The sequence below is a fragment of the Psychrobacter sp. AOP31-B2-9 genome, assembly GCF_052378005.1.
Lineage (GTDB): Bacteria > Pseudomonadota > Gammaproteobacteria > Pseudomonadales > Moraxellaceae > Psychrobacter.
In genome coordinates this window covers 18130-44603 of record NZ_JBQSXG010000010.1, presented here as the reverse complement: position 1 = coordinate 44603, position 26474 = coordinate 18130, and the positions used below count along the sequence as shown (strand labels likewise).

Genomic DNA, 26474 nt, shown 5'->3' with positions numbered 1-26474 from the left:
ACATCTTTACCTCTTCAAATTATATTATTTGGTTTTTTTGACCCTTCGAGAGTCAATCATCAATATATATTTGTGTGATTGTTAATGCTTCTCGAGTATACACACTTTAACTTTAGCACTCATATTTTTTAAAACATCAAAAAAGCGCTTTACCGACTATTTTCACTTCATTTCAGAGCATACATTTCCCAACATCAGTGATGCTCGCCAGGAAGAATTTTGGCAAAAATCCGCTGTGCTAGATTGGGCTTTTTATCCCTCGTTCGAGCAGCCGTCGAACTTGGAAAAATACGATAACCAAGTGATTGAATACCAACATTAAATGCAGGCACTAATGAATAAGTGGCCGATGCAAACTTACCCATATTGCTAGCGATGCTGTTTGGTTTATACACAATGGCCCTTGCTACCATCATCGCTGCTTCATCAGGCATCAACGCTGGCATATAGCGATATAGCTTAGTTGGGGCAATCATAGGCGTACGAACCAGCGGCATAAAGATATTTGTGACTTTAATATTGTCACCTTTCACTTCAGCAGCCAAACAACGGCTAAAAGCATCCAATGCAGATTTGGAAGCCACATAAGCGGCAAACCGTGGGCTATTGGCTAGCACACCAATCGATGAAATATTGACAATTTGACCCGTTTGACGTCCAATCATCGTTGGTAAAAACCCTAAAATAATTTTGACTGCTCCAAAATAATTAATTTCCATGGTACGCTCAAAGTCATGAAAACGATTGACTGACTCATGGACTGAACGTCTAATCGAACGACCTGCGTTATTTACCAATATGTCGATATGCTTAAAGTCAGCTAGGATTTTTTGACTTGTAGCCTCAATGGCAACCATATCAGTGAGGTCACACGCATAGTAGTTTGCCTTGCCCCCCAATCTTTCTATTTTATCTTTGACCATTTTTAGCTTGTCTTCGGTACGTGCCAATAAAATAACATGTGCACCGCACTCACTAAGCAAAAAAGCAGTACGCTCACCGATACCACTTGAGGCACCAGTAATAATAATAATTTTGTCTTTAACAACGCTAGTGATTGCTGTCTTTGAGGGATTGGCCATAAAAAATCCTTTTTGTTTGTCACATTCCTATGATCATTCGATCATAGAATAACAAGAAAACATAAGATAAAGTGAATTAAGGTAAAGTGAATAATAAAACTACGGTCTTATTCAGATAAGGTGATGGCTTTAAAATTTCAAAAGCAAATAACGGCATGAATAATGATCTGATTTAAAATTTTGGTGGTTTATTCATGTGCCTTTAAAAAGTCTTCAACTGCTTGAAACTGTCCTGCAGTACTCTCTTCGCTATACATGGCTTGTCGAAACGCATTAGAATTGGGGATACCAGTGGTATACCATGCAATATGCTTGCGCGCGATGCGGCAGCCAGAGTATTCGCCGTAGAAGCCATATAACTCTTGCAAATGCGCCAGTACAATCTCTTTGATGTCGCTGATGCTAGGTGCTTCTAGCGTCTCACCTGTCCGTAAAAAATGCCCGATATCACGGAATAACCATGGCTGACCTTGAGCGGCGCGGCCAATCATAACCGCATCACAGCCAGTCAGCTCATGGACATGTTGTGCTTTTTGAGGGCTATCAATATCACCATTGGCAATCACTGGGATGTTGATGCTTTCTTTGACTTCACGTATCAGATCGTAGCGCGCCTCTCCAGTGTACATATCCTCTCGTGTACGCCCGTGTATAGCGATAGCAGCAATACCTGCTTGCTCTGCCCGCTTTGCCACTCGTAAAATGTTTTCTCGGCCGTTCTCATAACCCAGTCGGGTTTTTAGCGTTACGGGTGCATTAACCGCATTCACAGCGGCATCTAACAGACGAGCGACTAAATCTTCATCTTGTAATAATGCAGACCCTGCCAGCTTGCGGCAGACTTTTTTGGCAGGGCAACCCATATTGATATCAATGATTTGCGCGCCATTATCAATCTGATAACGCGCCGCTTCCGCCAACTTATCAGGCTCAGCTCCTGCGATTTGCGCTGAAATAGGAGCAATCTCACCATCAAAATTGGCACGGTATAATGATTTTTTGCGAGCGTATAGCGCGGTATCGGCAATAATCATTTCACTGACGGCATGGCCTGCACCAAATGATTTGCACAACTTGCGAAATGGGTTATCGGTCACGCCTGCCATAGGAGCAATCATCAAACGGTTTTCAATCGTAAGACCACCAATATTTAACGGCTGTAATAATGGATGCTCAGATACTGGCAAAGACGAGAGTGAAATAGGAGAATCTATAGACATAAAAAAACGGCTTGATTTACGAAGAAAACAAGCCGTTATTCTAAGGGTTCGTACGCGTATTGCAAGCTATTCACGTGAATAACTTGCATCAATAAACACTACTTTATCATCATTGAGCGTATTACTTATCAAACACACTACCCTGCTCTAAAGTAATATCTTCATCGTGTTCTTGCATGCGCCACGGTAAACTGTCAGGCGATACATTTAAGAAATGCAGATACTTTTCAAACTGATCTATGATGTCATTGATAACCGATTCTGTTTTATAACCATACAAATCATAGGTTTGACCCCCGCGGCGTAAATATACCTCAGCACGGTGATGATGCTCTTGTGGCAATTCTCCTGCAGTCGCTTCGGTATAATCAGGCGCTTCGTGCTCAGATAGACGTACCTCATACCAAAACTCGACATCATCGCCACGATGTAATTCTAGTACGGCACGGTTGTTTATCGCATCATAGTTAACATCAGTAATCCAACCCGTTTCTGCAAACTTTTCTGATACTTCTACCATCGACGGCATAACCACATTTTTGATATACATCAATACCTTGTCACGAGTTGGCTGCTCAGTAATATAATCAATACGGTCACGCCATGCTGACGGCTTAAGTAGATGTGGTGGTAATCGGTTGTCGTTATCTAAGCTTTGATCGCGATGACCTTCAATCCGTAACGCACGCCACATACCAAAGATAGAAATCAATATGATAACAGCGAAAGGCAACGCACTGACAATAGCAGCAGTTTGCAATGCTGTCAGACCGCCTGCCAATAGTAACACTGCCGCTACAGCGCCTTCTGTCACTACCCAAAAAGTACGCTGCCACCATGGTGTATCGCTACGGCCACCAGCAGCGAGTGAATCAATAACCAATGATCCTGAATCTGATGAAGTCACAAAAAACGTGATGATGAGCAATATCGTCAGCGACGACACAAACTGAGTAAATGGCAAGTTTTCAAACAATTTAAACAAAGCGATGGCTTGGTTGTTTTGTACCTCACTAATAAGCGAAGTATAGCCATCCATCATAATCATATGTAGAGCCGTATCACCGAACACAGCAAACCAAAAGAATGTGAAAAAGGTAGGTACCAGCATAACGCCTAGCACAAACTCACGAATAGTACGACCACGGCTGATTTTGGCAATAAATAGCCCAACAAACGGAGCCCAAGCAATCGTCCATGCAAAGATAAACAGCGTCCAACTACCGATCCAGTCACTACTCTCGTAAGCTTGTAAACTAAAGGTACGCTCAACAATATTACCTAAATAGCTGCCCGTATTTTCCATAAAGGCATTTAGGATAAATATGGTAGGACCCACAATGAATACAAAGACCATCAGTGATGTGGCCAGTACCATATTGAGTATCGACAGCCGCTTAACACCTTTATCCATACCTGCTAGCACCGATACTAAGGCAGCCGCTGTAATGACAGCAATGGCTATCACCTGTACTGTGGTATTAACTGGAACAATATCGGGTAGCAAATAGTTAAGACCGGCATTAATTTGCGATACTGACAAACCTAAGCTGGTGGCGATACCAAACAACGTACCCAAAATAGCGAATACATCAACCGTATGACCGATAGGTCCATGGATTTTTTCACCAATTAATGGATACAAGGTGGAACGCATAGACAATGGTAATCCATGACGAAACGCGAAATAAGCGAGCGACAGCCCCACCACACCATAAATAGCCCAAATGTGAAAACCCCAATGAAAATAAGCAATTTGCATTGCCTCTTTTGCTGCATGAATGGTTTCGGGCGTAGATAAAGGTGGACTGGCAAAATGAATAACAGGTTCTGCTACCCCATAAAATAGTAAAGCGATACCGTACCCTGCTGAAAACAGCATGGCAAACCATTCTAGAAACTTATATTCAGCCTCTCCATGGTCTGGTCCAAGCTTGATATTGCCATATGATGAAAATGCCAACACAATGATAAACAGTAAAAATATGGCAACCGCCAACATGTAAAACCAACCAAAAGTCTCGGTCGTAAAGGTTAGTACAGAACTAAATAACTCACCTGCAGCTTCTGGGTTAATGGCAGTACCAACAACCAATAAAATCATGACGATAGCAGCTGGCAAAAATACGGGCAGTAAAATAGTGGATCGAGCAGTTTTATCTTTCATAAAAGTGATCTCACAAAATAGGTTTTCAATTATTATTTAAAATCAGTCTCTAACAAGAGACCTAAGACGATAGGAGTTTCCGTTATTAAGATAACAATCGTTAAAGATAGCCGTTAAAGCGAGTCATCAAATAGAATCACTAAAACTAGAAAAAACTGCTTATTATCATAAATAGCAAATACGCAAATAATGGCTTATTAATAAACAACGCCTGCAATATAGGTATAAAAAATATTTTTGACGTTTATTAAAATAACAATGGAACAACATGCGGTTATATGTAGCATATTTATCGTGATGACCCTAATATTCGACCTAAGATGTAACATTATTTTAACATTTGTTACCTGACTATTACCAAATAACAAAAAAGGCCGCTTGCAGGCGACCTTTTTCATACCGGGCTGATAATCGCTATTAAAAGCAACTAATAACGAATATGGTGTATTAAATACTAACCAGTAATAGCAGAAGCTAGTTGTTGGGCAAGTTTGGCCAACTGCTCATGATCGGCCATTACAGCAGCATGATGACCTAGCTCATGGATATTGGTAGGAATAAGATGTACATGATAATGGAACACTGTTTGCCCTGCTTGCGCACCATTTAGCTGCATTTGAATAATTCCTTCACGCGCAAACACTTGGCGCTGCGCCTGCATGACTTTTTGAGATGTCATCAAAACAGCAGCTGCATACTCTGGTTCAAGGTCGGCCAAATCAACAGCTTTTTGTTTCGGTATTACCAATACATGACCTTCCGCTTGCGGCATGATATCCATAAAGGCTAGGGTTTTATCATCCTCATACACTTTATGACACGGAATATCACTGGTTAGCATTTTGGCAAAAATATTGTTGTCATCGTACGCTGTGGCTTGTTGATTAATATCAGTCATTATTATTCCTTTCAATGTAATGTTGTCGTTACTAGGGCGTGTTGAACATTCAAATATTAGGGCTGCTGATCGCTAAATTTACACCAAACTAGGCGCAAGCCGACGATAATGTCGAGACCTTAACTAGGCTTGTAACAACGTTTGCAAAAATGTTTGGAAGCATTTTAGCATCAGCCTTGAGAACGGATCCAGCAAAGCACTGCTTTGCCCGTTTGCAAGGCGAGAGCTATGCTCGAGTGGAGGGGAGTACTCTTTTTTGCCAATACATGGCGAAATTGTTTCACCTAGAATGACTAGGTATCAAAAATTTCACTGCATATTGTCTAAAAAATAGTGACTGCCAGCACCACATTTGAATGTTCAACACGCCCTGTTTATTGTTTAAAACAGATTGAAGCGTGCGTAATATAGTGGACGAAATATAGGCTAAGCACAAGTTACTACCATGCTCACTATAAAAAATAATACCAGTAAATTACGTTAACAATTAAGCAATTTATTGGCGAGCCATGCCCTTAAAATGTTATATTAACCCTCTATTTTAATAACACCATGTTTATGGACTCGCCTACTTTGACCTCTCAATCAAATAACAATTACGCTAATGTACATCTTGATACCACACTATCAACGACCACATCCGATGATATGATATCTGCTAGTAATACTGAACAAACAAGCACGCAGAATGCGACTCAAATGCTTGCGCCAAACAGTATTATTTTAGCAGACGTACTGACTGACAAAACCATTGCATGGCGAATTCATAACTGTAAAATCAGCAAAAAAACCGTCACTCAAGATTTACCGCTACCTTTTCTGTATCATTATGACAGCTTAGAAGACAGTATCAAACAAACACATCCACTGACACCTGCTCTATTAGCGCAATTTAACACACCGATGACGGCTCAAGCAGCTGCTAAGCTCATCGGGATTGATGCCACACTGCTTGCTAACCCTTGGCAGGTAAAGGTCGTCGGCTCACTGGTCGTATTCAGTGAAACATTGCAATTGGCTGTACGGCTGCATTGGACCAATACGGGCAAAGACGCACAGCAAATTTATACTAAAGAGGCAACAGACGCGCTCACTACCGCATTTAAAGATTGGCAGTTTTTTGGCCGTATAGATGTACTCTATAAAAACAACCGTCAACCCTTAATTAGTATCGACGAACAACACAATGGCACGGAATCGATATTAACGATTGAGACCAGTACAGACTATCAACTTTTACCGGCCACTCATGCTTTAGCGATTATCGCCAAACTGGACAAAGATAAAGCCGAGCTACCTTGGTTTGAAACAGCCATATTAGAACGTTTGGAGTAGTACTTATCCGTCCTATTTTTTATCACAAGCAGCGAATTATTTTCAGCTATTCATAGCTAATGGTATGGTAGCGACCTAGTATTATTCACTAGTCCTCAAACCGTATAAAAAGCACACTATTGACATCACGGCTGATGCTGCACATTTTAACGAACCTAGCCTATTTGTAAGGAATATCACATGGATTATCGCTCAAAAACCTCTACCGGTGGTCGTAATATGGCAGGTGCACGCGCACTATGGCGTGCAACTGGCATGACTGATGGCGACTTTGGCAAACCTATTATTGCTATTGCCAACTCATTTACCCAGTTCGTACCAGGTCACGTGCATTTAAAAGACTTAGGTCAACTGGTCGCACGTGAGATTGAGCAGGCAGGTGGCGTGGCCAAAGAATTCAATACTATTGCTGTCGATGATGGTATTGCGATGGGCCATAGCGGTATGCTGTATTCGCTACCAAGTCGTGACTTAATTGCCGATTCTGTCGAGTACATGGTCAATGCTCACTGCGCAGATGCTTTAGTCTGTATTTCTAACTGCGATAAAATCACCCCAGGCATGTTAATGGCAGCGATGCGCTTAAACATTCCTGTTGTGTTCGTCTCTGGCGGACCTATGGAAGCCGGTAAAGTCATTGCCAGTACTGTCGCACAAAGCCACAATAACGATGGTGGCAACGGTACACATACCACTGACAATAAAGGTAATGCGATTCGTAAGCTTGATTTAGTCGATGCGATGATGGATGCTGCTGACGATAATATCAGTGACGAAGATGTCTTGGCCATCGAAAGCTCAGCCTGCCCCACTTGTGGCTCTTGCTCTGGTATGTTTACTGCCAACTCAATGAACTGTTTGACCGAAGCATTAGGGCTATCATTGCCAGGTAATGGCTCATTACTAGCAACTCATGCGATGCGCCGTGAATTGTTCTTAAAGGCTGGTCGTACGATTGTCTCTTTGGCCAAACGCCGTTATGAGCAAGATGATGACTCAGTGCTACCACGCTCTATCGCGACCAAAGCGGCTTTTGAAAATGCCATGAGCTTAGATATCGCGATGGGTGGATCAACCAATACTATCTTGCATTTGCTAGCAGCGGCCAATGAAGCGGAAGTTGATTTTAAAATGGCCGATATCGATCGTCTAAGCCGCGGCGTGCCTTGCCTCTCTAAAGTCGCACCTGCCTCACAGAAATATCATATGGAAGATGTGCACCGAGCTGGTGGCGTAATGGCATTGCTTGCTGAGCTTGACCGTGCAGGCTTACTAACCACTGACCTTCCAACCATCCATAGTGCAACGATGAAAGAAGCCATCGACACATGGGATATCATGAATCCAGACAATGCTGAAGCGCGAGCACTATATGTTGCTGCACCTGGTGGTATTCGTACGACACAAGCCTTTTCACAATCCAAAGAATGGTCTAATCTCGATGTTAATCGCGAATCAGGCTGTATCCGTAGCGTTACTCATGCTTATTCACAAGATGGCGGCTTAGCAGTACTGTATGGCAACATTGCTGAGCGTGGCTGTGTGGTAAAAACAGCTGGCGTTGATGACAGTATTTTGGTATTTACTGGCCGCGCGCGTCTATTTGAATCGCAAGATGATGCCGTTGCAGCTATCTTGGATGACCAAATCGTTGCCGGTGATGTAGTAATCATTCGTTACGAAGGCCCTAAAGGTGGCCCAGGTATGCAAGAGATGCTTTATCCAACAACTTACCTGAAGTCAAAAGGTTTGGGTAAAAAATGTGCGCTACTGACTGATGGGCGTTTCTCTGGCGGTACATCTGGCCTATCTATTGGTCATGCCAGCCCTGAAGCTGCTGAAGGTGGTGCGATTGGTCTGGTAGAAGAAGGTGATACCATTCATATTGACATTCCTAACCGTACTATCAACATCCAAGTGAGCGATGAAGCTTTGGCAGAACGCCGTGAAGCTATGGAAGCTCGTGGTCGTGATGCTTGGAAACCTGTAAGCCGTGAGCGTTACGTTACTCCTGCATTACGTGCTTATGCAGCCATGACTACCAGTGCCGATACTGGTGCAATACGTGACGTAAGCCAAGTAGAGCGCTAAACACTAAGTACAGAAACAGCTCAGACTTTAAAACTCTGTTTGTTTTAAGAGTCACAAATATTGAAATTATAAAAAGCCTGCCTATATTGTGCAGGCTTTTTTTCACTAAAAAACAACGTAGACCGTCGTTTGATAACTATTTTTTGCGGAAACCATCATGTTTTGTTGTCATGATAAAAGACAGACCGACAAGTCATTAGTCATCGATCCTCAGTATGGCTCGATAGTGGGCTTTCTTTTATAAAAAAATAACAATCAACTGACTCTCGTGCGTGACTCTTATGATCGAAAACTATAATTTATTCTTATTAGTCTGTGGTGTCGCTTTTTTATTAGGCGCGTTGTTTCCTATTCTCTTTAAACGCACGCCCATCTCTTTGCCTATGCTACAAGTCGGCTTAGGCCTGATAATGGGCTATTATTGGACGACACTATCATTCTTAAATCCTATTGATAATGGCTTAGTCATCGAAAAGCTGACTGAAATTGTCGTTTTAGTATCATTGGTTGGCGCGGGTATCAAGATTGATACTGAGCTATCCTGGCAGTTATGGCGGCCGACAGTACGACTGTTACTGATTACCATGCCAATTGGTATCTTTTCGATGGCAGTATTGGGTTATTACACGTTTGGTCTGAGTCTTGGGGCAGCCGTTTTATTAGGTGCTGTACTTGCACCAACGGACCCAGTATTAGCATCTAGTATCCAAGTAGGACCACCGAATACCGGTGGTGAAGACGCACCTCGATTTACCCTCACCTCAGAAGCAGGACTTAACGATGGGCTGGCTTTCCCCTTTGTTTATTTAGCAATAAAAATAGCGGAAGCATTTGATGAAGGCAATCGTTTCACCAGTGAGATGCTTTGGTCGTGGTTTACCCATGATGTACTGTGGAAAATTGGCGCAGGTTTACTGGTTGGTATTGTCGTTGGTAAGGTTCTGGCCAAGCTCGTCTTTTCAAAATATAGCCAAGACACCACTATTTCTCAAGGTTACGTCGTCATCGCCCTGACACTACTAGCCTATGGCTTAGCAGAGTTTGTGCATAGTTATGGCTTTATTGCCGTATTTGTCGCAGCCTTTGCCTTTCGGCGTTCGGAGCATGAGCACAGCTACCATCACAAGCTTCATGATTTTGCAGAGCAATCAGAAGGTTTACTGATGTCGTTAGTACTGGTCACTTTTGGCATGTTTTTAGGTCAGGGATTGCAGTCGGATGTAGAGCTCACGTGGCGCGTTTATATCGTCAGCTTTGCCTTCTTATTGTTGATACGCCCTATTGGCGGGTTGATTGCGTTATCAGGACTGAACCTACCACATACCGAAAAATATGCTATCTCAGCATTAGGTATCCGTGGTATTGGTACGCTATATTATCTCTCTTACGCGATCAACCAAGGCTTTTTCGGTGAGGAGGATACTCTAAAACTATGGGTTGTCTGCTCAATTGTCATTTTAATATCTATTTTTATACATGGTATCAGCGCCAAAAGACTGCTAAAAATGACGCCAAACAACCCTCATTGATATTATTGATACATTTTTTAGTACTGTTTGAGCGCTGTATCAACCGAGCTAATCACAAACTCCGTTAGAGCAAACTGACGAATATCATTGAGCATCGTAACGTCAAAGTTATGAACAAAAGCAAATGACAATTGACGCTTCGGATCACACCAAGCAACCGACCCGTTATAACCCATGTGCCCGAACCCTTGCTTGCTGATATCAATCACTTCACTATCGATATTTTGACAAAGGCTAAACAGTCTATGATAACCCAAGCGCCAATACATAGACGCTGGCATGACGGAGTCTAAACCTGTGACATGCGGTTTAGAGAGCTGCTCAAACGTTGCACTATCAATAATGGTTTGTCCTTGCCATTGACCACCACAGGCCAGCATCGCGTAGATGGTTGCCAGTGCCTGTGCTGAAGCTACCCCATTGGCCGCAGGAATCACGGCTTGTAATATCTCGCGACTATGGTAATCGATTGCTTCTTTACCAACAGGTATGAGCGCCGCTTTATAGTTTTTTAGATTCAGTTTACTAGTATCAAAGTACAAACGATTGATATGGGCGGTACTTAATATAGGCAAGTTTTTTTGCTCATTATCCTGACTAGGGTTTACGACTTTTTCATTAGCTAAGGCTTGTTGCTGCCAACAAGTATAATTGGGCAGACGAGCATAAGCATCTAAGGTGCTTTGTGAATCTGCTTTTAAAGTTGGTTTGTGACGCTTATGACGCAGTTTTTCACTATCCTCATCTGATACTTCAAAATCTTTGGCCAGCTTTGCCACTTGGTTGACTTTATTATCTGGCACACCAAAATAACAGCTGTCGGCAATGCCTAAAGGTTCGGTTAGATAACGGCGCAACGCCTCAGCCAAAGATAGATTGGTAACAGCTTCTATTAGACCGCCTAATATCCAACCATAGACCAAAGCACTATAAGCGCTATCATATAACTCGCTATGCTCCGGTAGCGTAATTGCCATCGTAGCAATTTTATTGAGCATATGCTCCCAATCCAGCAACGCTTCACTATCAGCATTAGTACTTTGAATGGAAAATAAATTAGCTTGGTGTGACATCACGCTACGTAGCGTAATATCCCCTTTATTCTGTGCCGAAAATGCTGGCCAATAATGCGCAATAGGCGTGTCATAATCTAGTATCTGCTGCGACACCAACACATGTACCAATGTCGCCAATATGCCTTTACCTGTCGAAAAATTAATGGCCAAGGTATCAGGTTGCCAGGACATATCTAAACGTGCCATACCCGTACTTGCTTGAGCAATACATTTGCCAGCCTGATAAACAACCACAGCACCACCTGCTGGCGCATCATCAAGTTGCAAGTCGGTGAGTAATTGCTGCAAGCCTTGCTGAAGTTTAATATTAATATCGTTATGCATATGCTGATTACTTTTATTGTTCTCGCTCATGACTGCCCTGCTTTATTTTATAAAAAAGCTAAGTCTCAAAGTCTCTTAGCGCTGGATATTGTAGCAGATCAAAAAACACGATTGGCTTACCATGAGTGATTTCTAGCCTCGTTTTCTTGACAACCATCATTTTTTGCGTGGTTTTACCCATTTATATCAACGTAAAATCAATTATTTACTCACAAAAAAGGCCACCATTTGGTCGCCTTTTCGTTCGTCAAACATGATTATATTCTAACGCGGCACTAGTAAACGATTATGAACCTCTTCGGCAAGCTTAGTCAAACCATGACTACGCCCACGTTCCATCGCTGTATCCATTTTACGCCCACGCAGCCAACCTGCACGCAAGGCTATCGCAGCACCTGCTCTATTGCCAGTACCACAGTGCAGCGCAGTTTTTTTGCCGTGATGCTGTCGTAAAATATTATCAAATGCCAATATTTTCAGCTGCTTTAAGTCAGCAGCACCGCTAATAGGCAAATGTTCATAATGCATACCTGCACGCTCGACAGCTGCTGCTTCATCAAAACTCAACTCATCATTAGGCTGCAAATTGATAACCAACTCAACGCCTGACTTTGCTAATGCTGCCACTTTTTCATCATCCAATGCACCACATACAATGGTGTTTGCATCAGGACGAAAATAAGGCTCAAAAATATTAGCAAGGTCGATACCGTTATCCTGAATATTTTGGTCAGAGTCAGTACTGGTGCTACCAGTCTCAGCCCTATTATCAGTAGTCTTGATATGAGCAACATGATCATTGGCGGCTGAATTTTCTGGGCTTGTTACTTCTGTATATGAAGTCATAATTATAAATTTATTCGTTAAGTTTGCTATTGAAAACTTTTGTAATGAGCATCTGTTATCTTATTTTCTGATGGTTATTGATCGATACTCTGCAATCTAACCGTACCTAACAGATGCGGTTTGTCATTTTTAGCGCTATATAACCCAAACTCACAAGTATCATCTGTGCTCTCAAACTTTGCAACTGGTTCAGCAATAAGCTCAACCTCTGCTGGCAAAAAGATAGGTAGCTTAAATGCGACATCAACCGTACAAGCATCTGGTAACTCGCCCATCATACCCAAACATTTGGCCTTTGACCACATACCGTGAGCAATAGCTTTTGGAAAACCAAAAGCCCGCGCAGATAGCGGATGTAAATGAATCAGGTTGAAGTCACCCGATACAAAGGCATAGCGACGACCGATATCCTCTGGTACTTCAAAGATACTATGCACGCCTTCCGGATTAACATCTGGTTTGGCCACTATCTGACGTGGAGTGCTTTTTTTATCTTTGCTATTACTTGATGTTTTGCTACGAGACAAATAAGTTGAAGTACCTTCCCAGATAACTTCACTCTCTGATTTCACAGTCGTCACAAAATCAAACTGCTGACCTTGAGCATGATCACGCAGATTATCAAAGGTAACCGACATGGCAAACGTTTCACGCTCACCAATTGAACGATACTGAGTTACACTATTGTCAACGTGTACCAAACCCAACATGGCAAATGGAAACGGCTCTTTGACCATCATATTCATTTGCAAAGTTTGTGATAATACTGAAAAATATGTAATTGGGACTTTACCATTATCAGAAAAACCGCAAATTTTACGATAATCGTTTAAATTCCCTTGGTCGATATGCAGATCATCCACAAAATAAGTCGCTTGAGGTAGCTGTTCTCGACTAATTTTGCCATTATTGACAATAGGTAATAAGCTTTTAACGATATTGGCGTAGGTCGTATGCGCTTTTGGCAACGCATCATAATGCTTGTCTGACATAATAAATCCTAAGTGGGGCTAGAGCAAATTTTCTTGGTGCATACAGAGATGCTATTAAAGTCGTTCGTTAAGGCTGACCATCCAACAGTGTCCTAAGCGCTATACTCAATCCAAAGTATAAGTAATCTACGTGGTTTTAATGCGTGGTTCAAGCACTTATTTTACAGCAATTTTTTTCTGGTTTTTGGGTTTATAGTTTCTATTTTTTTTATTATAAAGTTTCTATGTTTTTATCATAAAAAAGCCACCCTCGGGCAGCTTTATTACAAATTATCATCAATTTTTTCGTAAGCATGTGTAAGGTAAATAAAAAATAACAATTAATATCAATTACTTAATAAAAAATATTACCCCTGCCTACCTAGAAACTAGTGCTATGCACCTAGTAAGCTTTGACCACATACACGGACAGTATTGCCATTCAAACCACCAGAAGCAGGTGATGCAAACCATGCGATAGTTTCTGCAACATCTACTGGTAGTCCACCTTGGCTCATTGAGTTCATACGACGCCCCGCTTCACGAATAGCAAATGGAATGGCTTCAGTCATCTGGGTTTCAATAAATCCTGGCGCCACGGCATTAATTGTCATACCTTTGGCATTGTCCTCTAGTTGCTTAGCAGTCGCATTAACTAGACCAATAACACCCGCTTTCGAGGTGGCATAGTTGGTTTGACCTAAGTTACCCGCGATACCAGAAATTGAAGACACACAGACAATACGAGCGTCATCATTTAAGACATTATTATCAAGCATATAACGGTTTAATTTAGCGATACTGGCAAGATTGATATTAATAACCATATCCCATTTTTGCTCATCCATCTTCGCTAAGGTCTTGTCACGGGTCACCCCTGCATTATGAATCACTGCATCCAAGCCGCCGCGTTTTTCTGCCGCATCTGCAATTTCAGCACCTGCATCGTCACTGGTAATATCAACAGTCAATACTGAACCACTGATTTCACTAGCGACCTTTTGCAGGTCAGCTTGTTGCTGCGGCACATCAAGACAGATAACATGAGCGCCTTCGCGAGCCAACACGCGAGCAATCGCTTCACCAATACCACGACTTGCGCCAGTAACCAGCATGGTTTTGCCACCTAAAGGCTGCGTCCAATCTACCTCAATTGACGTGCCTTTGCTAACACGTACGACTTGTCCTGAGACATAAGCTGAACGAGCTGAGGTGAAAAAACGTAACGTTGAATCTAAGTTTTGCTCTGCACCTTCTTCAACGTAGACAAGCTGTGCCGTGATACCACGTTTGAACTCTTTGCCTACAGATTTTACAAAGCCTTCAAGTGAGCGTTGAGCAAGTGCTGTATCAATATCAGAGATTTTTTCTGGTGGGCGGCCCACAATAATAACGCGACCAGATTTTTCAACACGGCGAGCCACAGTATGGAAAAATTCATACACCTCTTTTAGCTGCTTAGCATTGCTAATATTACTAGCATCAAACAACAGCACTTTAAACTTATCATCACTATCAGTATTAATCTTTGTCTCAATACTCGCATCAGCAAGCGTATCTTTGATATCGTCGCTGCTATTTACATAAACATCCGCATGTACGTCTGACAAAATACGTGATACTGACGCACTCACGCTTTTATCATCGCCACTAGCACGGCCAACCAAAACACTACCACGTACTAGATTTTCACCACTTTCGAAACGATCAAGTGTCACTGGTAATGGTAAGCCTAGGTTTTTCGCAACCTTTTTACCAATAGAAGATTGAACAAAATCACCATAATGGTCTGACATAATATAATCCTTATAAAAAATAACTAGAATCGTAAATTAAAAATGCAATGTTCCTATCATATAGACTCGGCAACATTATAATTATTGATATTTAGTAAGTGCGTACAAAACTGGCCTAACTATACACTGCCATTATAAACAAGTCCAAAAACTGAGAATGTCTACAAAAATCTGTAAACAAGCTAGTACACAAGATGGCAACTTTTTGTAGACTAAAAAAGCATCGTATCATGCTAGAATTAGACCTATAAGTTATAGAAAGTTTATTTATCGATAACAATATATTATCAAATTAGCTTTTATGCAATGCTAACGGTCAATATCAACCTGTCCACAGAAACTATTTTGAACGCCGTATGGTGAGTGATACTACAAGCCCTATCTTCAGCTTGCAAATCTAGGACGTATCATCATGTAGATTGAAACACTTAAAATAAAAAAATAACCGTGAATACAAACATACTGGCAAAATTCTAACGATATTAAACTATGTCAAGATCATCAAATATATGCATTTACTGGGCTATTTACTCAATCTAAACATTACACTTTAAATGGGCTGAATTTTGTGAAACAGAGTCAAATGGCTTGCTGATACTTGGATACTATTACTTCCATGCTATCTTTACGACCTTTCTTATTAGACAGCAATTTATCCCATCTCTATCATCAAAATGAGGTCACACCCTAACCTCATTACAAACGTCACATAATTTGCTAAAGATATACAGTAAGGTCATAAAAACGACTTGCCATAAACAGCCATACTGCGCAATAAATGATAATATTGATTTATCATCTTGAAATATTGCACCAAATACTAAAAGTTAATTGTCTTTTTTATCGTTACTTCACCTTTCTTCTACCCGTATTTTTTAAGGATAATATTATGAGTAATAAAAACAATCACCCTGATAGTCCTGTTATCGAAAGCACTGTCGTAAAAGTCAGTGATGTAAAAACTAAAGAGGCAAAAGCAACCTCTACTGACAGCACTCAAAAAGAGGCAGCCGTTAATACCATTGTTAGTGATTCAAAAAAAGAGAACGTTGCGGAAGAAGTTGCTGTTCCAAAAGCAGCTAATACTGCCAAAAAAACCCACTCAACCAAACCTAACTCAAGTCTAAAACGCGTGGCTGTTTTAGGTGGTAACCGTATCCCATTTGCTCGCTCGAATGGTTCATATGCTGACGTCAGCAACACTGATATGCTATCAGCCGCTTTGGATGGTTTGATTGAACGCTACAACTTGCAAGATGAAGTGTTAGGTGAAGTGGTCGCTGGTGCAGTTATGAAACTGAGCCGTGATATCAACCTTACTCGTGAAGCCACATTAAATACAGCCCTAAATCCACACACACCAACTTATGACATTTCACAGGCTTGTGGTACTGGCTTACAAGCGACTTTCGCTTCTGCCAATAAGATCGCATTGGGCCTTATCGATTCAGCCATTACTGGTGGTGTCGATACCACCTCTGACGCCCCTATCGCGATTGGCGATGGATTACGTAAAGTCCTGATTAAATTGGGTGCAGCGAAAGACAACAAGCAGCGTCTAAAAGCACTGATGGGTTTGAATCCAAAAGACTTAATAGACTCACCGAAAAACGGAGAGCCACGCACTGGTCTATCAATGGGTGAGCATCAAGCAATCACTGCGCTTGAGTGGAACGTTAGCCGCGAAGCCCAAGATGAGCTTGCTTTTAACAGTCACAAAAACCTAGCACGCGCTTATGATGAAGGCTTTTTTGATGACTTAATCACACCATATAAAGGTCTGACTCGTGATAATAATCTGCGCCCAGACACAACGCTAGAAAAGCTGGCCAAACTAAGGCCTGTATTTGGCAAAAAGAATGCCAAACCAACGATGACAGCAGCCAACTCTACTCCATTAACAGATGGCGCTTCTTGCGTGCTATTAGGTACTGATGAATGGGCAAAAGAACACGGCCTTAAACCATTGGCTTATATTGTCTATCAAGAAACAGCTGCGGTAGACTTCATTGGCAAATCTGGCACAACTGAAGGCTTACTGATGGCACCTGCTTATGCCGTACCACGTATGCTGAAACGAGCTGGCCTAACGTTACAAGACTTTGATTTTTATGAAATTCATGAAGCTTTTGCATCACAAGTACTGTCAACATTAGCAGCTTGGGAAGATGAAAGTTTCTGTGAAGAGCGTTTAGGACTGGATGCACCACTTGGCTCTATTGATCGTAGTAAGCTCAACGTTAATGGCTCATCATTGGCAGCAGGTCATCCATTTGCAGCTACTGGTGGTCGTATATTAGCGACTGCAGCTAAACTACTGGATCAAAAAGGCTCTGGTCGTGCGCTTATCTCTATCTGTGCAGCAGGTGGTCAAGGAGTAACGTGTATCTTAGAAAAATAATCAAGATACCTTGTGTTTAGCCTATTGAGATGACTATCGAGTGAATTGAGGTCACCCATTAGCTTTATAAATACTAAAATAACAGGAATGCACTAAGTTATTGCCTTACTCAGTACATACCATAAAAAATGTCCTTTAATTCATGTAAAGGGCATTTTTTATTGCCTATAGTTTGTTATTATAAAAGTGAATTAGGGAGTAGCATTTTACAAAACTTGATATGCCAACCAAAGGTAACATTTATGGGTAAAACTAAATATTTGTTAAAACAACTACGGCAAATCATTTTTGGTTCTGAAAAAATCAACATAACCGAGCCCAATACAACAGCTGATTTTCAGTCTCTAACAACCAAAGAACACATTGATCAATATAATCGCGAACAAGAAATTCTATCTGAGCGTATCGAAAAAGAAGTGCTTGATGATGAACTGCGACGAAAAATGCACCAAGACTTAATCGATACCTATGATGAAGAGCTAGAAAATGAAATAGATGACTATGCGCGTGACTTTCGTTTTGACGGACGCGAAATGAGTGATCAAGAAAAGCTAGATCGTCGTACATACTTCCATGAACTGGTACGACTACAACGAGAGCTTATCAAACTACAAGATTGGGTAGTAGATCGCGGTGAGCGCATTATCGTCATCTTTGAAGGACGAGATTCTGCTGGTAAAGGTGGTGCTATTAAGCGTATCACTCAGCGCCTAAATCCAAGAGTTTGTCGTGTTGCAGCCCTACCCGCGCCAACAGAACGTGAGCAAACGCAATGGTATTTTCAACGCTATGTCGCCCACTTGCCAGCCGCAGGTGAAATTGTACTGTTTGACCGTAGTTGGTATAACCGCGGTGGTGTCGAGCACGTGATGGGCTTCTGTACAGACGCACAGTATGAGGAGTTTTTTCAATCGGTGCCTGATTTTGAACGTATGTTAGTACGCTCTGGCATTCGTCTGGTGAAATACTGGTTTTCAATTACCGATGACGAACAACATGCGCGTTTCATGAGCCGAATGTATGATCCGCTCAAACAATGGAAACTTTCACCGATGGATTTGCAATCACGCCGGCGGTGGGAAGACTACACCAAAGCAAAAGAGACCATGTTTGAACGTACCCATATTCCTGAAGCTCCATGGTGGGTCGTAGAAGGCAACAATAAAAAACGTGCAAGGCTAAACTGCATCGCACACTTACTCGACCAAATTCCTTATAAAGAAGTGCCTCGTGATGAGGTTGAGTTACCCAACCGTAAACGCGATGATGAATATTATCGTGAGCCTATTCCAAATGATATGTATGTGCCGCCTCGTTATTAACATGCCTCATCAACAGTCGATATTTCTCCAAATTTATTTAAAAACAGCTCATCAAAAAAGCAGCCTTATATCAAAATATAGGGCTGCTTTTTTATGGTGATATCTATTTAAAACCAATCGTAATAGAGAAAATAGTCATCAATATTAATATCACATGGTATAAGTCGACTGCAAGCCATCTATTTTACCAGCCAACAATCGCTCAACTTCATTTTTAATTCTTTGACCAGCAATGTCAGTACCAATTTGTACCGCAAAACCTGCTGGACGACTACCTTGTGTTTTAGAGTTTATCCACACCACCTTACCATTCATAGGTAAACGTTCGCTTGAATTCGGTAAAGTCACAGCGATAAATACCTCATCACCTAACTGATGCGACTGGTTAGAGGGTACAAATAAGGCTCCATTACTCACAAAGGATAAGTAACTGGCATATAACGTCTCGATACTTTCCATATGGCAGGTCAATACTCCGCCGCGTCCTGGCATTGCCATAGTTAGCTTCCTTTATTAATTAGGTTGATTATATTGTTATGAGTGACTAACGGTATGTAAACTAAAGCATCAGTGATATATTAAACTATATCCAAACAGCATAAAAACTACTTTATAAATATGCCATTTCCTGCATTAGCTTATCATAGGCAAATTTTTCTTGCACATTTTGTTGCAGAGAAATTTTGGTCTGTTGCAAGCTATTCGCAAATGCCTCTAAACCACTAGCAGCCGGTTGATAAGACTCTAATAAGCCAGATAGATTGACGTCTTTTTGCAATTCATCAAGCCCTAAACAAACACGGCGTATATCAAGCAACATCAATTCAGATAGCTGAATAAATTCAACGATACTTAACTGGTTTTGCCAATAATCACTGGCAGCTATACTACTACGCTTACCACTACGCAATGCTTGCCACGTCGTCAGCCATAGTCCACGCTTGCTATACCACACCGCTTGCGCCAATGCTATCGCCGCTAAAGGCGCACCATTAGCTAATTGTATCAGTTGATGAATGGCATCTGTACCAACTGCTTCTCGGTTGACCGTATGTCCTAATGCCTGTGTCACATAATCAGCAGCTAACCTCGGCTCAATCGCCTGTAACGCCAATTGCTGTACGCGGCTTTTAATAGTTGGTAATAGCTGCGAAGGTGTATCACTGATCAAAAACAAATGAACTTGTGCTTGCGGTTCCTCTAGGGTTTTGAGTAGCGCATTAGCTGCAGCAATAGTCATTTTTTCAGCATGATCTAACACACATATCCGCAGTCCTTGTCCACCTTGATAGATAAAAGGTTGCAAGGCTCGGATATCATCTACTTTAGTCTTTAGAACACTATGACTAGCTGCTTTACTAGTTTTTTTATTTTTGGCAGTGCTGCTCAGATTTTCCTTCTTAGCAGTATGATCAACACTCATCGGTGTGCTGACCAATGGCAAGACTTGTAAGCTTGGATGTGTACCTGATCTTAGCCATTGACAGCTCTCACACACGCCGCAAGCACCTGTTGGATGGCTATTACGGGTACGACATAACAACCAAGCGACCAATCGCCATACAAAAGCTCGCTTACCCATGCCCTGCATACCTGCTGCCAATAATGCATGTGGCAAAGGTTGCTGCTGTAATACTCGTTGCGTTAGTTGTGACCATAACGTTTGCTGCCATGGTAATAAAGGTGCAAAATAAACATCATCTGCAACGCTGGTATTATCTGTTATATCACTCATCGTTACCGTCCTGTCACATTGCTCGATTATTTAAGAGATAGCGTGTCAGTACGCTATAAATACAGTGATGATATTTTGGTTAGGCTATCATTTAATGGGGTTTTGAAAGTCAGCCAAGCTCATGCTGTTTAGGCGATCCAAATCTTCTTGTGTATCAACACCTGCAGGTAAGTGACAATCTGCTTGTGCAATCGCAATATGTCCACCATTTTCCAAAACACGTAACTGCTCTAAGCTCTCAAGCGTTTCCAGCGGTGTTTGTGACCAATGTACAAATTGCTGCAATAGACGCACGCGGTACGCATATAATCCTAAGTGGCGATAGGCGTTTTTTGGTGTTTGTTTTTGTTCTTCATTAGCTAACACAGCATCACGGTCACAAGGAATAGGTGCTCGACTAAAATAAAGCGCACGCTGTACATTAGCGGACTGTTGACTCACCACCTTTACTACCGACGGACGCATAAAGGTTTCATAGTCATCGATAGGCTCACATAACGTAGCCATTACGCTATCACTATCTGCTACCAAGAGTGCTTTGACTTGCTCCAATAACAAAGGTGGAACCAGTGGCTCATCGCCCTGCATATTGACCACGATATCATGATCAGCCCACCCTTTTATGGCAGCAACTTCTGCCAAACGATCGGTACCTGATGCATGTTCAGCACTAGTCATGACCACATCAAAACCCGCTTCCATACAGATCTTTGCTATTTGCTCATTATCAGTGGCAATACACATATCATCAGCAAATTTCGCTGTTTGTGCTTTTTCAGCGACCCATAAAATTATTGGCTTACCATGTATTTTTAGCAGTGGTTTACCAGGTAATCGTGTGCTTTTGAAACGAGCAGGAATGACAATATGAGTTTTAGCCGGCATAACAACTGATGACATGGTTACTTCCTATAGAATTTTTTATATGACTATAAATCTTTACTTTTATAATAAACGGTATTTCCAATATTTTGACTCAGGCGTGTTGAACCGTTACAAATAGATACTGCTGATCGTATGAACACAAAGCCTTAGGCTAAAAACTCCTCAGGCTCAATTGTATTTATATCGGTGCAGTCCTGATGTCTAATGTCTGTAGCTGCTGTTGTAATGCATCATAACAACTATCAGAAAGTGCAGCCGTTACCGGCAATACCCACAGCCTATTCACCAGATTTTCGCAATCATCGTTAAGTGGTTGCTTAGCTGTATATTCGAATAACAAGGCTTTTATTTTTACTGCATCCTTGCTGGTTATAACAATCGGATAATCGTGATACTGCAACAGCTCAGCCAAACTAAAATCATGATGATCAGGATATGCATGCCCAATGACATCAAAACCCAGTGAACTTAGCGTATCAAAAAACCGCTGCGGATAGCCGATACCACTCACAGCATGTACTTTTTTACCAGTACTAGGCGCATCAGCACTGGCCTTAATACTAATTATTTGAACATCAGTTACTTGAGGAGCGACTACAGTAGGTTGCCACAAGCGTTGCATATTTTCAGCTGTCAGATGCATTGTCAAACGGCTGCTTTGATACTGGCTATTTCCATCGTTGCTATCATCTAAATCTGCGCTTAGCTTTTCATGATAGATAACAGTTGCGCCTTTTAAACGTGAAATAGGTTCACGTAAAAATCCAGTGGGGAGTAATTGTTCATTACCAAAACCCCGTGACGCATCGACGACAATCCACTCGATATCACGTTGTAAGGCATAATGCTGCAAACCATCATCAGCAATAACCAATTGCAAATCTGGGTGCTTATCCAGCAAAGTAGTGATTGCCTGTTTACGATTGGGACATACCGCCATTGGCACATTGGTCGTATTAACAATTAAACAGGGCTCATCTCCGACCACACTAGGCAAGCTATCTGCACTAACCAATGATGGCATCTTATTAGTATCACCACCATAACCACGGCTAATGACACCCACCTTGATACCTTCTCCTTGCAATTTATTTACCAAAGCAATAATCAATGGTGTCTTGCCACTACCACCAACACTGATATTACCAATAACCATCACTGGGACAGGGGCTCGATAACTTTTTAACAGACCTAGTTTGTATGCCTGACGGCGAAGCATCGAAATGATTCCGTACAGCCAACTGATGGGTAGCAATAACCATAACCAACCAGCTTGGCGTTGCCATGCTCGCGTTACTGTCGTCTCAAAGCTCATAATTATTGACTACTTATTCTATAAGTTCAGTATGGCTAAAATAGTAAAACCGTTCCAAAATATTAGACCCTATTAACTATTCGCAAATAGACACTGTCAGTGCCATACTCGAAGGGTTAAACACGCCCTAATAAACACACTTATTCAAAGTCGCGGTCATACATTTGTGCATAATAGCCTTGTAATTTCATCAACTCTTGGTGCGTACCTAACTCTACAATCTGTCCAGCATCTAACACAGCAATGCGATCAGCTGACTCAATGGTCGTTAATCGATGAGCAATCACCAAGGTCGTGCGGTCTTTCATCACATTATCAAGTGCTTGCTGAATATAATGCTCTGACTCATTGTCTAGCGCGCTGGTCGCCTCATCTAAGATCAAAATTGGCGCATCTTTTAATAGCGCTCGAGCAATAGATAAACGTTGACGTTGCCCACCAGATAACTGTAATCCTTCAGCTCCGATTTCACTCTGATAGCCGTTTGGCATTTGCATAATAAAATCATGAGCAAAAGCATCTTTAGCAGCACGCTCAACTTCAGCTTGTGTTTTATTGGCTAGGCTGCCATAAGCGATATTGTTAAATACTGTGGTATTAAACAGCACCACTTGTTGATTAACCATCGCAATCTGAGAACGTAAACTCTCTAACTTAATATTTTCAATAGGCATACCATCTAACGTAATCTGCCCTGAAGAAGTTGATAAGGTACGTGTCAGTAAATTAACTAAGGATGACTTACCAGCTCCGCTTCGTCCTACTAATGCAACGGTCTCTCCTGCACGTATATCTAAAGTGAAGTCACTCAGTGCCACTGTTGAATCTGGGTACACCAAGCTGACATCATTCAGTTTCATCTCACCTGATAAGTTCGAGCTAAGAGTGCCTGTATCTTTTTCTTCTGGCTCATCGAGCAAAGCAAAAATTGACTCACCTGCCGCGATACCTTTTTGTAGCTTTTGATTGACATCCGTTAGCGAACGCACAGGTTTACTGAGCAACCCTGCAGCGGCTATATAGGAGATGAACTCACCAGCTGAAATATTATCAATCACCGATGGACGCAGTGCGAGCCATACAACAACCGACATAGCTATTGCCATCAACAGCTGTACGGCTGGTGTATTAATGCTATTTGTAACGACTATTTTCATACCTTGGCGTAAGTTCTTTTTTGATGTTTTATTAAAACGTTCAGCCTCGTATGCTTGTCCCCCATAGTTTTTGACCACTTGATAACCACCAATGACTTCGTTGGTAATATGACTGACATCACCCATCGTCTCTTGAATACCTTTAGACAGCTTAAGGTAGCGCTTGGATGCGATACGAATTAGCCACAGAATTGGCGGCAATACGAGAAACAAAATTAAGGTTAAGCGCCAATTGCTATAGAGCAAAAAGCCTATCAATGCTAATACTGTCAAGCCATCACGTAGTACAGTCTTCATGGACTCTGTACTAGCAGCAGTTACCTGCTCAACATCAAATATGAGCTTCGACGAGATCGTACCTGCTGGATTGGCCAAATAAAATGAGCTTGGTAGACGCAACAATTTATTAAAAACTTCCACTCGCAACTCATAAACCAAATTGCGCGAAACCAAAGCAGAATAATAGTTACCCAAAAAACTACCTAAACCACGCACAAAAAACACCACCACAATCAATAATGGAAACAAATTCTGTTTGCTCTGATCACCTTGATTGATAGCATCAGTGATGTACTGTAAAAGTTTAGCAACCCATATCTCTGTCCCCGCATTAATAGCAAAACCTAAAATAACCAGTATCAATGCCCACCAATAAGGCTTGAGATAACGTAGTAGACGCAGTAGCGTCTGATGTTTAGGGGTGCTTGATGGCTTTGCTGACAACTTCTTAGCAGCATTTTTATTAGCGTTGGGTTGGTATGCTTGGCTCATAAAAGCCTCAATTTGAGTATCTTGGTATGAATGGACTGTACTCAAAGTACAGTTTTATAGGAGTGTTTGTGACACTAAAACAGCAATCGTCAATTCACAATAATTCAGATATTAAAAAGTGAGTAACAGCACTACAGACAGTAGACTGAACAAAAATAACACCGTATCTGATTCATAAGAAATTGACTATATATTACTGCGGTAACGGCTGACCAAGTGGCACAACTGTGCTGATATTAAGGTTCAAGAATCCTAATTTTCCCGCAATGTCCATCACCCGTACAACAGATTGATGAGTGGCATTGGCATCTGCAGCAATCACAAATAGCATGTCACGATTACTACCCGCTTCTTGCTGTAGCATACTGGTCAACTCAGCCTCATTACTGCTAGCAAGCGTGATACCATTGACCAAATAACTACCATCTTCTTGAACGGCTACTTCGATGCTATTTTGTTGTTCTGTTTGCTCAACACCTTCTGCTTCAGGAAGAATAATATTTAAACGACTAAAATGATTAAACGACGTTGCAAGCAGCAAAAACACGATCAAAAATAGTAAGCAATCAATCATTGGTGTTAGATTAATCTCAAGTGGTTCAACGGTTGGTTTTCTAAAGCGCATATCACTCTCTTTAATATTTTACTGTGCTTTGACATCTACAACCGTCTACAAATACTATTTTCTAGAAAAAAACAGTAATAAAAACGAGTGCAAATGCTATGCATTATAGGCTAAACGATTTTGACACAGCCAATTGTATTTTTGGGGTTTTTATAAAATAAACAAGAATATTAAGAAGTCGCTGCTGCATCTTTGTGCTTTGAGCTTAAGGCATCTAACGCAGGCGTACTCACTACGATATTTTCCAACGATGCATTAGAATCAGACTCTTTAGCACCAAAACTCTGTGTATTTCCTAACAAATGGTAATCATACAGCTCTTGAATCATTAATCCCGCTTGGGTCTCAAACTGGGCATTGATATCAATGATACGGCGCTGAAAATAACGATAACCAACCAATGCAGGAATAGCCACAATCATACCAGCGGCAGTAGTAATCAATGCCTGTGACACCCCAGCAGCAAGCATGGTTGGGTCTTGCATTGCGCCATCAGTGATTGCCAAAAACGAAGAAATAATACCCAATACCGTACCCAACAACCCAAGCAACGGCGAGATTGCACCTATGGTGCCAAGCATATTAATATTTTTTTCTAACTGATGCACTTGCACGCTCGCACGGTTCTGCATATGCATTGTCATAGACTCTAAACCATACTCACGATACAGCAAACCAGTCGCCAAAATATCACCCAAAGGTGTCTTTTCTTTGACATTCATCAATTGCGTACGGCCAATACTACCATTTTCACGTAGGCGAGTTATCAGCTGTTCGCGTAACCGGCCAGGTACAATTTTATTAAATTGTAAAGTATGACTGCGCTCAATAATGATAACTAGTGCTAATATTGAGCACACTACGATAGGCGTCATCAACCAACCACCTGCTTTTACCAACTCCCACATACTAACTCTCTTTTATACTT

At 41.5% G+C, this 26474-nt stretch carries 20 protein-coding genes; 5 read left to right on the top strand and 15 right to left on the bottom strand.

The genetic code is table 11. The features are described 5' to 3' along the window. Positions 1-194: 194 nt before the first annotated feature. From ACT3SX_RS02545 to ACT3SX_RS02530, 4 genes are all read right to left on the bottom strand, one after another. Complete coding sequence (locus tag ACT3SX_RS02545) at positions 195-1082, bottom strand: SDR family NAD(P)-dependent oxidoreductase (protein ID WP_442069519.1); 888 nt, start codon at positions 1080-1082, stop codon at positions 195-197. Between the two features lie 188 nt (positions 1083-1270). Further along, a complete protein-coding gene (gene dusB / locus ACT3SX_RS02540) occupies positions 1271-2302 on the bottom strand; it encodes a tRNA dihydrouridine synthase DusB (RefSeq protein WP_442069518.1) in 1032 nt (343 codons plus the stop codon). A 121-nt stretch (positions 2303-2423) separates the two neighbouring features. Then, positions 2424-4469: a BCCT family transporter gene (locus tag ACT3SX_RS02535; protein WP_192520468.1), complete on the bottom strand. Its 2046-nt coding sequence runs from the start codon at positions 4467-4469 to the stop codon at positions 2424-2426. 454 nt (positions 4470-4923) lie between these two features. Continuing rightward, complete coding sequence (locus ACT3SX_RS02530; RefSeq protein ID WP_192518772.1) at positions 4924-5367, bottom strand: HIT family protein; 444 nt, start codon at positions 5365-5367, stop codon at positions 4924-4926. Between the two features lie 573 nt (positions 5368-5940). On the opposite strand from ACT3SX_RS02530, the gene ACT3SX_RS02525 reads away from it, so the two are divergent. From ACT3SX_RS02525 to ACT3SX_RS02515, 3 genes are all read left to right on the top strand, one after another. Then, complete coding sequence (locus ACT3SX_RS02525) at positions 5941-6702, top strand: hypothetical protein (protein ID WP_226945175.1); 762 nt, start codon at positions 5941-5943, stop codon at positions 6700-6702. A gap of 180 nt (positions 6703-6882) precedes the next feature. Further along, on the top strand, positions 6883-8793 hold the full coding sequence (ilvD, locus tag ACT3SX_RS02520; protein ID WP_192992595.1) for a dihydroxy-acid dehydratase: 1911 nt from the start codon (positions 6883-6885) through the stop codon (positions 8791-8793). A 281-nt stretch (positions 8794-9074) separates the two neighbouring features. Then, positions 9075-10322, top strand: coding sequence for a cation:proton antiporter (locus ACT3SX_RS02515; protein ID WP_192518769.1), 1248 nt, complete (start codon positions 9075-9077; stop codon positions 10320-10322). 17 nt (positions 10323-10339) lie between these two features. Here the strand turns inward: ACT3SX_RS02515 and ACT3SX_RS02510 are convergent, their stop codons facing one another. The 4 genes from ACT3SX_RS02510 to ACT3SX_RS02495 form a co-directional block, all read right to left on the bottom strand. After that, on the bottom strand, positions 10340-11752 hold the full coding sequence (locus tag ACT3SX_RS02510; RefSeq protein WP_442069517.1) for a serine hydrolase domain-containing protein: 1413 nt from the start codon (positions 11750-11752) through the stop codon (positions 10340-10342). A gap of 234 nt (positions 11753-11986) precedes the next feature. Next, positions 11987-12568: a beta-lactamase hydrolase domain-containing protein gene (locus ACT3SX_RS02505; RefSeq protein WP_192518767.1), complete on the bottom strand. Its 582-nt coding sequence runs from the start codon at positions 12566-12568 to the stop codon at positions 11987-11989. A gap of 74 nt (positions 12569-12642) precedes the next feature. Further along, positions 12643-13560, bottom strand: a complete 918-nt coding sequence (locus ACT3SX_RS02500) for a MaoC family dehydratase (RefSeq protein WP_442069516.1) — start codon at positions 13558-13560, stop codon at positions 12643-12645. 374 nt (positions 13561-13934) lie between these two features. Further along, complete coding sequence (locus tag ACT3SX_RS02495) at positions 13935-15335, bottom strand: 3-oxoacyl-ACP reductase (RefSeq protein WP_192518765.1); 1401 nt, start codon at positions 15333-15335, stop codon at positions 13935-13937. Between the two features lie 889 nt (positions 15336-16224). Here ACT3SX_RS02495 and ACT3SX_RS02490 point away from each other — a divergent pair. Both ACT3SX_RS02490 and ppk2 read left to right on the top strand, forming a co-directional pair. Further along, a complete protein-coding gene (locus ACT3SX_RS02490) occupies positions 16225-17736 on the top strand; it encodes an acetyl-CoA C-acetyltransferase (protein ID WP_192518764.1) in 1512 nt (503 codons plus the stop codon). A gap of 242 nt (positions 17737-17978) precedes the next feature. Next, the gene (gene ppk2, locus ACT3SX_RS02485; RefSeq protein WP_263972657.1) at positions 17979-19058 is read left to right on the top strand and encodes a polyphosphate kinase 2; all 1080 of its coding nucleotides are present in this window, start codon (positions 17979-17981) and stop codon (positions 19056-19058) included. 150 nt (positions 19059-19208) lie between these two features. Here the strand turns inward: ppk2 and ACT3SX_RS02480 are convergent, their stop codons facing one another. The 7 genes from ACT3SX_RS02480 to ACT3SX_RS02450 all read right to left on the bottom strand — a co-directional run bounded on the left by ACT3SX_RS02480 (position 19209) and on the right by ACT3SX_RS02450 (position 26454). Beyond that, complete coding sequence (locus ACT3SX_RS02480) at positions 19209-19556, bottom strand: PilZ domain-containing protein (protein ID WP_192518763.1); 348 nt, start codon at positions 19554-19556, stop codon at positions 19209-19211. Positions 19557-19668: 112 nt separating this feature from the next. Further along, the gene (locus tag ACT3SX_RS02475) at positions 19669-20793 is read right to left on the bottom strand and encodes a DNA polymerase III subunit delta' (protein WP_192518762.1); all 1125 of its coding nucleotides are present in this window, start codon (positions 20791-20793) and stop codon (positions 19669-19671) included. 87 nt (positions 20794-20880) lie between these two features. Next, positions 20881-21693, bottom strand: a complete 813-nt coding sequence (kdsB, locus tag ACT3SX_RS02470; RefSeq protein WP_442062332.1) for a 3-deoxy-manno-octulosonate cytidylyltransferase — start codon at positions 21691-21693, stop codon at positions 20881-20883. Positions 21694-21856: 163 nt separating this feature from the next. Beyond that, positions 21857-22993 (bottom strand): tetraacyldisaccharide 4'-kinase, encoded by a 1137-nt coding sequence (gene lpxK, locus ACT3SX_RS02465; RefSeq protein ID WP_442062335.1) that lies wholly within the window; start codon positions 22991-22993, stop codon positions 21857-21859. Between the two features lie 140 nt (positions 22994-23133). Continuing rightward, positions 23134-24921: a lipid A export permease/ATP-binding protein MsbA gene (gene msbA, locus ACT3SX_RS02460; RefSeq protein ID WP_442069515.1), complete on the bottom strand. Its 1788-nt coding sequence runs from the start codon at positions 24919-24921 to the stop codon at positions 23134-23136. A gap of 193 nt (positions 24922-25114) precedes the next feature. Beyond that, positions 25115-25546, bottom strand: coding sequence for an ExbD/TolR family protein (locus ACT3SX_RS02455; protein WP_192518758.1), 432 nt, complete (start codon positions 25544-25546; stop codon positions 25115-25117). Between the two features lie 170 nt (positions 25547-25716). Continuing rightward, on the bottom strand, positions 25717-26454 hold the full coding sequence (locus ACT3SX_RS02450; RefSeq protein WP_225739103.1) for a MotA/TolQ/ExbB proton channel family protein: 738 nt from the start codon (positions 26452-26454) through the stop codon (positions 25717-25719). Between the last annotated feature and the right edge of the window lie 20 nt (positions 26455-26474).

Coding starts and splice junctions, on each gene's coding strand:
- ilvD (WP_192992595.1), top strand. CDS start 6,883: ATGGATTATCGCTCAAAAACCTCTACCGGTGGTCGTAATATGGCAGGT.
- ACT3SX_RS02495 (WP_192518765.1), bottom strand. CDS start 15,335: ATGTCAGACCATTATGGTGATTTTGTTCAATCTTCTATTGGTAAAAAG.
- ACT3SX_RS02510 (WP_442069517.1), bottom strand. CDS start 11,752: ATGAGCGAGAACAATAAAAGTAATCAGCATATGCATAACGATATTAAT.
- ACT3SX_RS02475 (WP_192518762.1), bottom strand. CDS start 20,793: ATGAGTGATATAACAGATAATACCAGCGTTGCAGATGATGTTTATTTT.
- ACT3SX_RS02490 (WP_192518764.1), top strand. CDS start 16,225: ATGAGTAATAAAAACAATCACCCTGATAGTCCTGTTATCGAAAGCACT.
- ACT3SX_RS02515 (WP_192518769.1), top strand. CDS start 9,075: ATGATCGAAAACTATAATTTATTCTTATTAGTCTGTGGTGTCGCTTTT.
- ACT3SX_RS02505 (WP_192518767.1), bottom strand. CDS start 12,568: ATGACTTCATATACAGAAGTAACAAGCCCAGAAAATTCAGCCGCCAAT.
- ACT3SX_RS02500 (WP_442069516.1), bottom strand. CDS start 13,560: ATGTCAGACAAGCATTATGATGCGTTGCCAAAAGCGCATACGACCTAC.
- msbA (WP_442069515.1), bottom strand. CDS start 24,921: ATGAGCCAAGCATACCAACCCAACGCTAATAAAAATGCTGCTAAGAAG.
- ACT3SX_RS02530 (WP_192518772.1), bottom strand. CDS start 5,367: ATGACTGATATTAATCAACAAGCCACAGCGTACGATGACAACAATATT.
- ACT3SX_RS02450 (WP_225739103.1), bottom strand. CDS start 26,454: ATGTGGGAGTTGGTAAAAGCAGGTGGTTGGTTGATGACGCCTATCGTA.
- ACT3SX_RS02545 (WP_442069519.1), bottom strand. CDS start 1,082: ATGGCCAATCCCTCAAAGACAGCAATCACTAGCGTTGTTAAAGACAAA.
- ACT3SX_RS02455 (WP_192518758.1), bottom strand. CDS start 25,546: ATGCGCTTTAGAAAACCAACCGTTGAACCACTTGAGATTAATCTAACA.
- ACT3SX_RS02535 (WP_192520468.1), bottom strand. CDS start 4,469: ATGAAAGATAAAACTGCTCGATCCACTATTTTACTGCCCGTATTTTTG.
- lpxK (WP_442062335.1), bottom strand. CDS start 22,993: ATGAGCTTTGAGACGACAGTAACGCGAGCATGGCAACGCCAAGCTGGT.
- dusB (WP_442069518.1), bottom strand. CDS start 2,302: ATGTCTATAGATTCTCCTATTTCACTCTCGTCTTTGCCAGTATCTGAG.
- ppk2 (WP_263972657.1), top strand. CDS start 17,979: ATGGGTAAAACTAAATATTTGTTAAAACAACTACGGCAAATCATTTTT.
- kdsB (WP_442062332.1), bottom strand. CDS start 21,693: ATGTCATCAGTTGTTATGCCGGCTAAAACTCATATTGTCATTCCTGCT.
- ACT3SX_RS02480 (WP_192518763.1), bottom strand. CDS start 19,556: ATGGCAATGCCAGGACGCGGCGGAGTATTGACCTGCCATATGGAAAGT.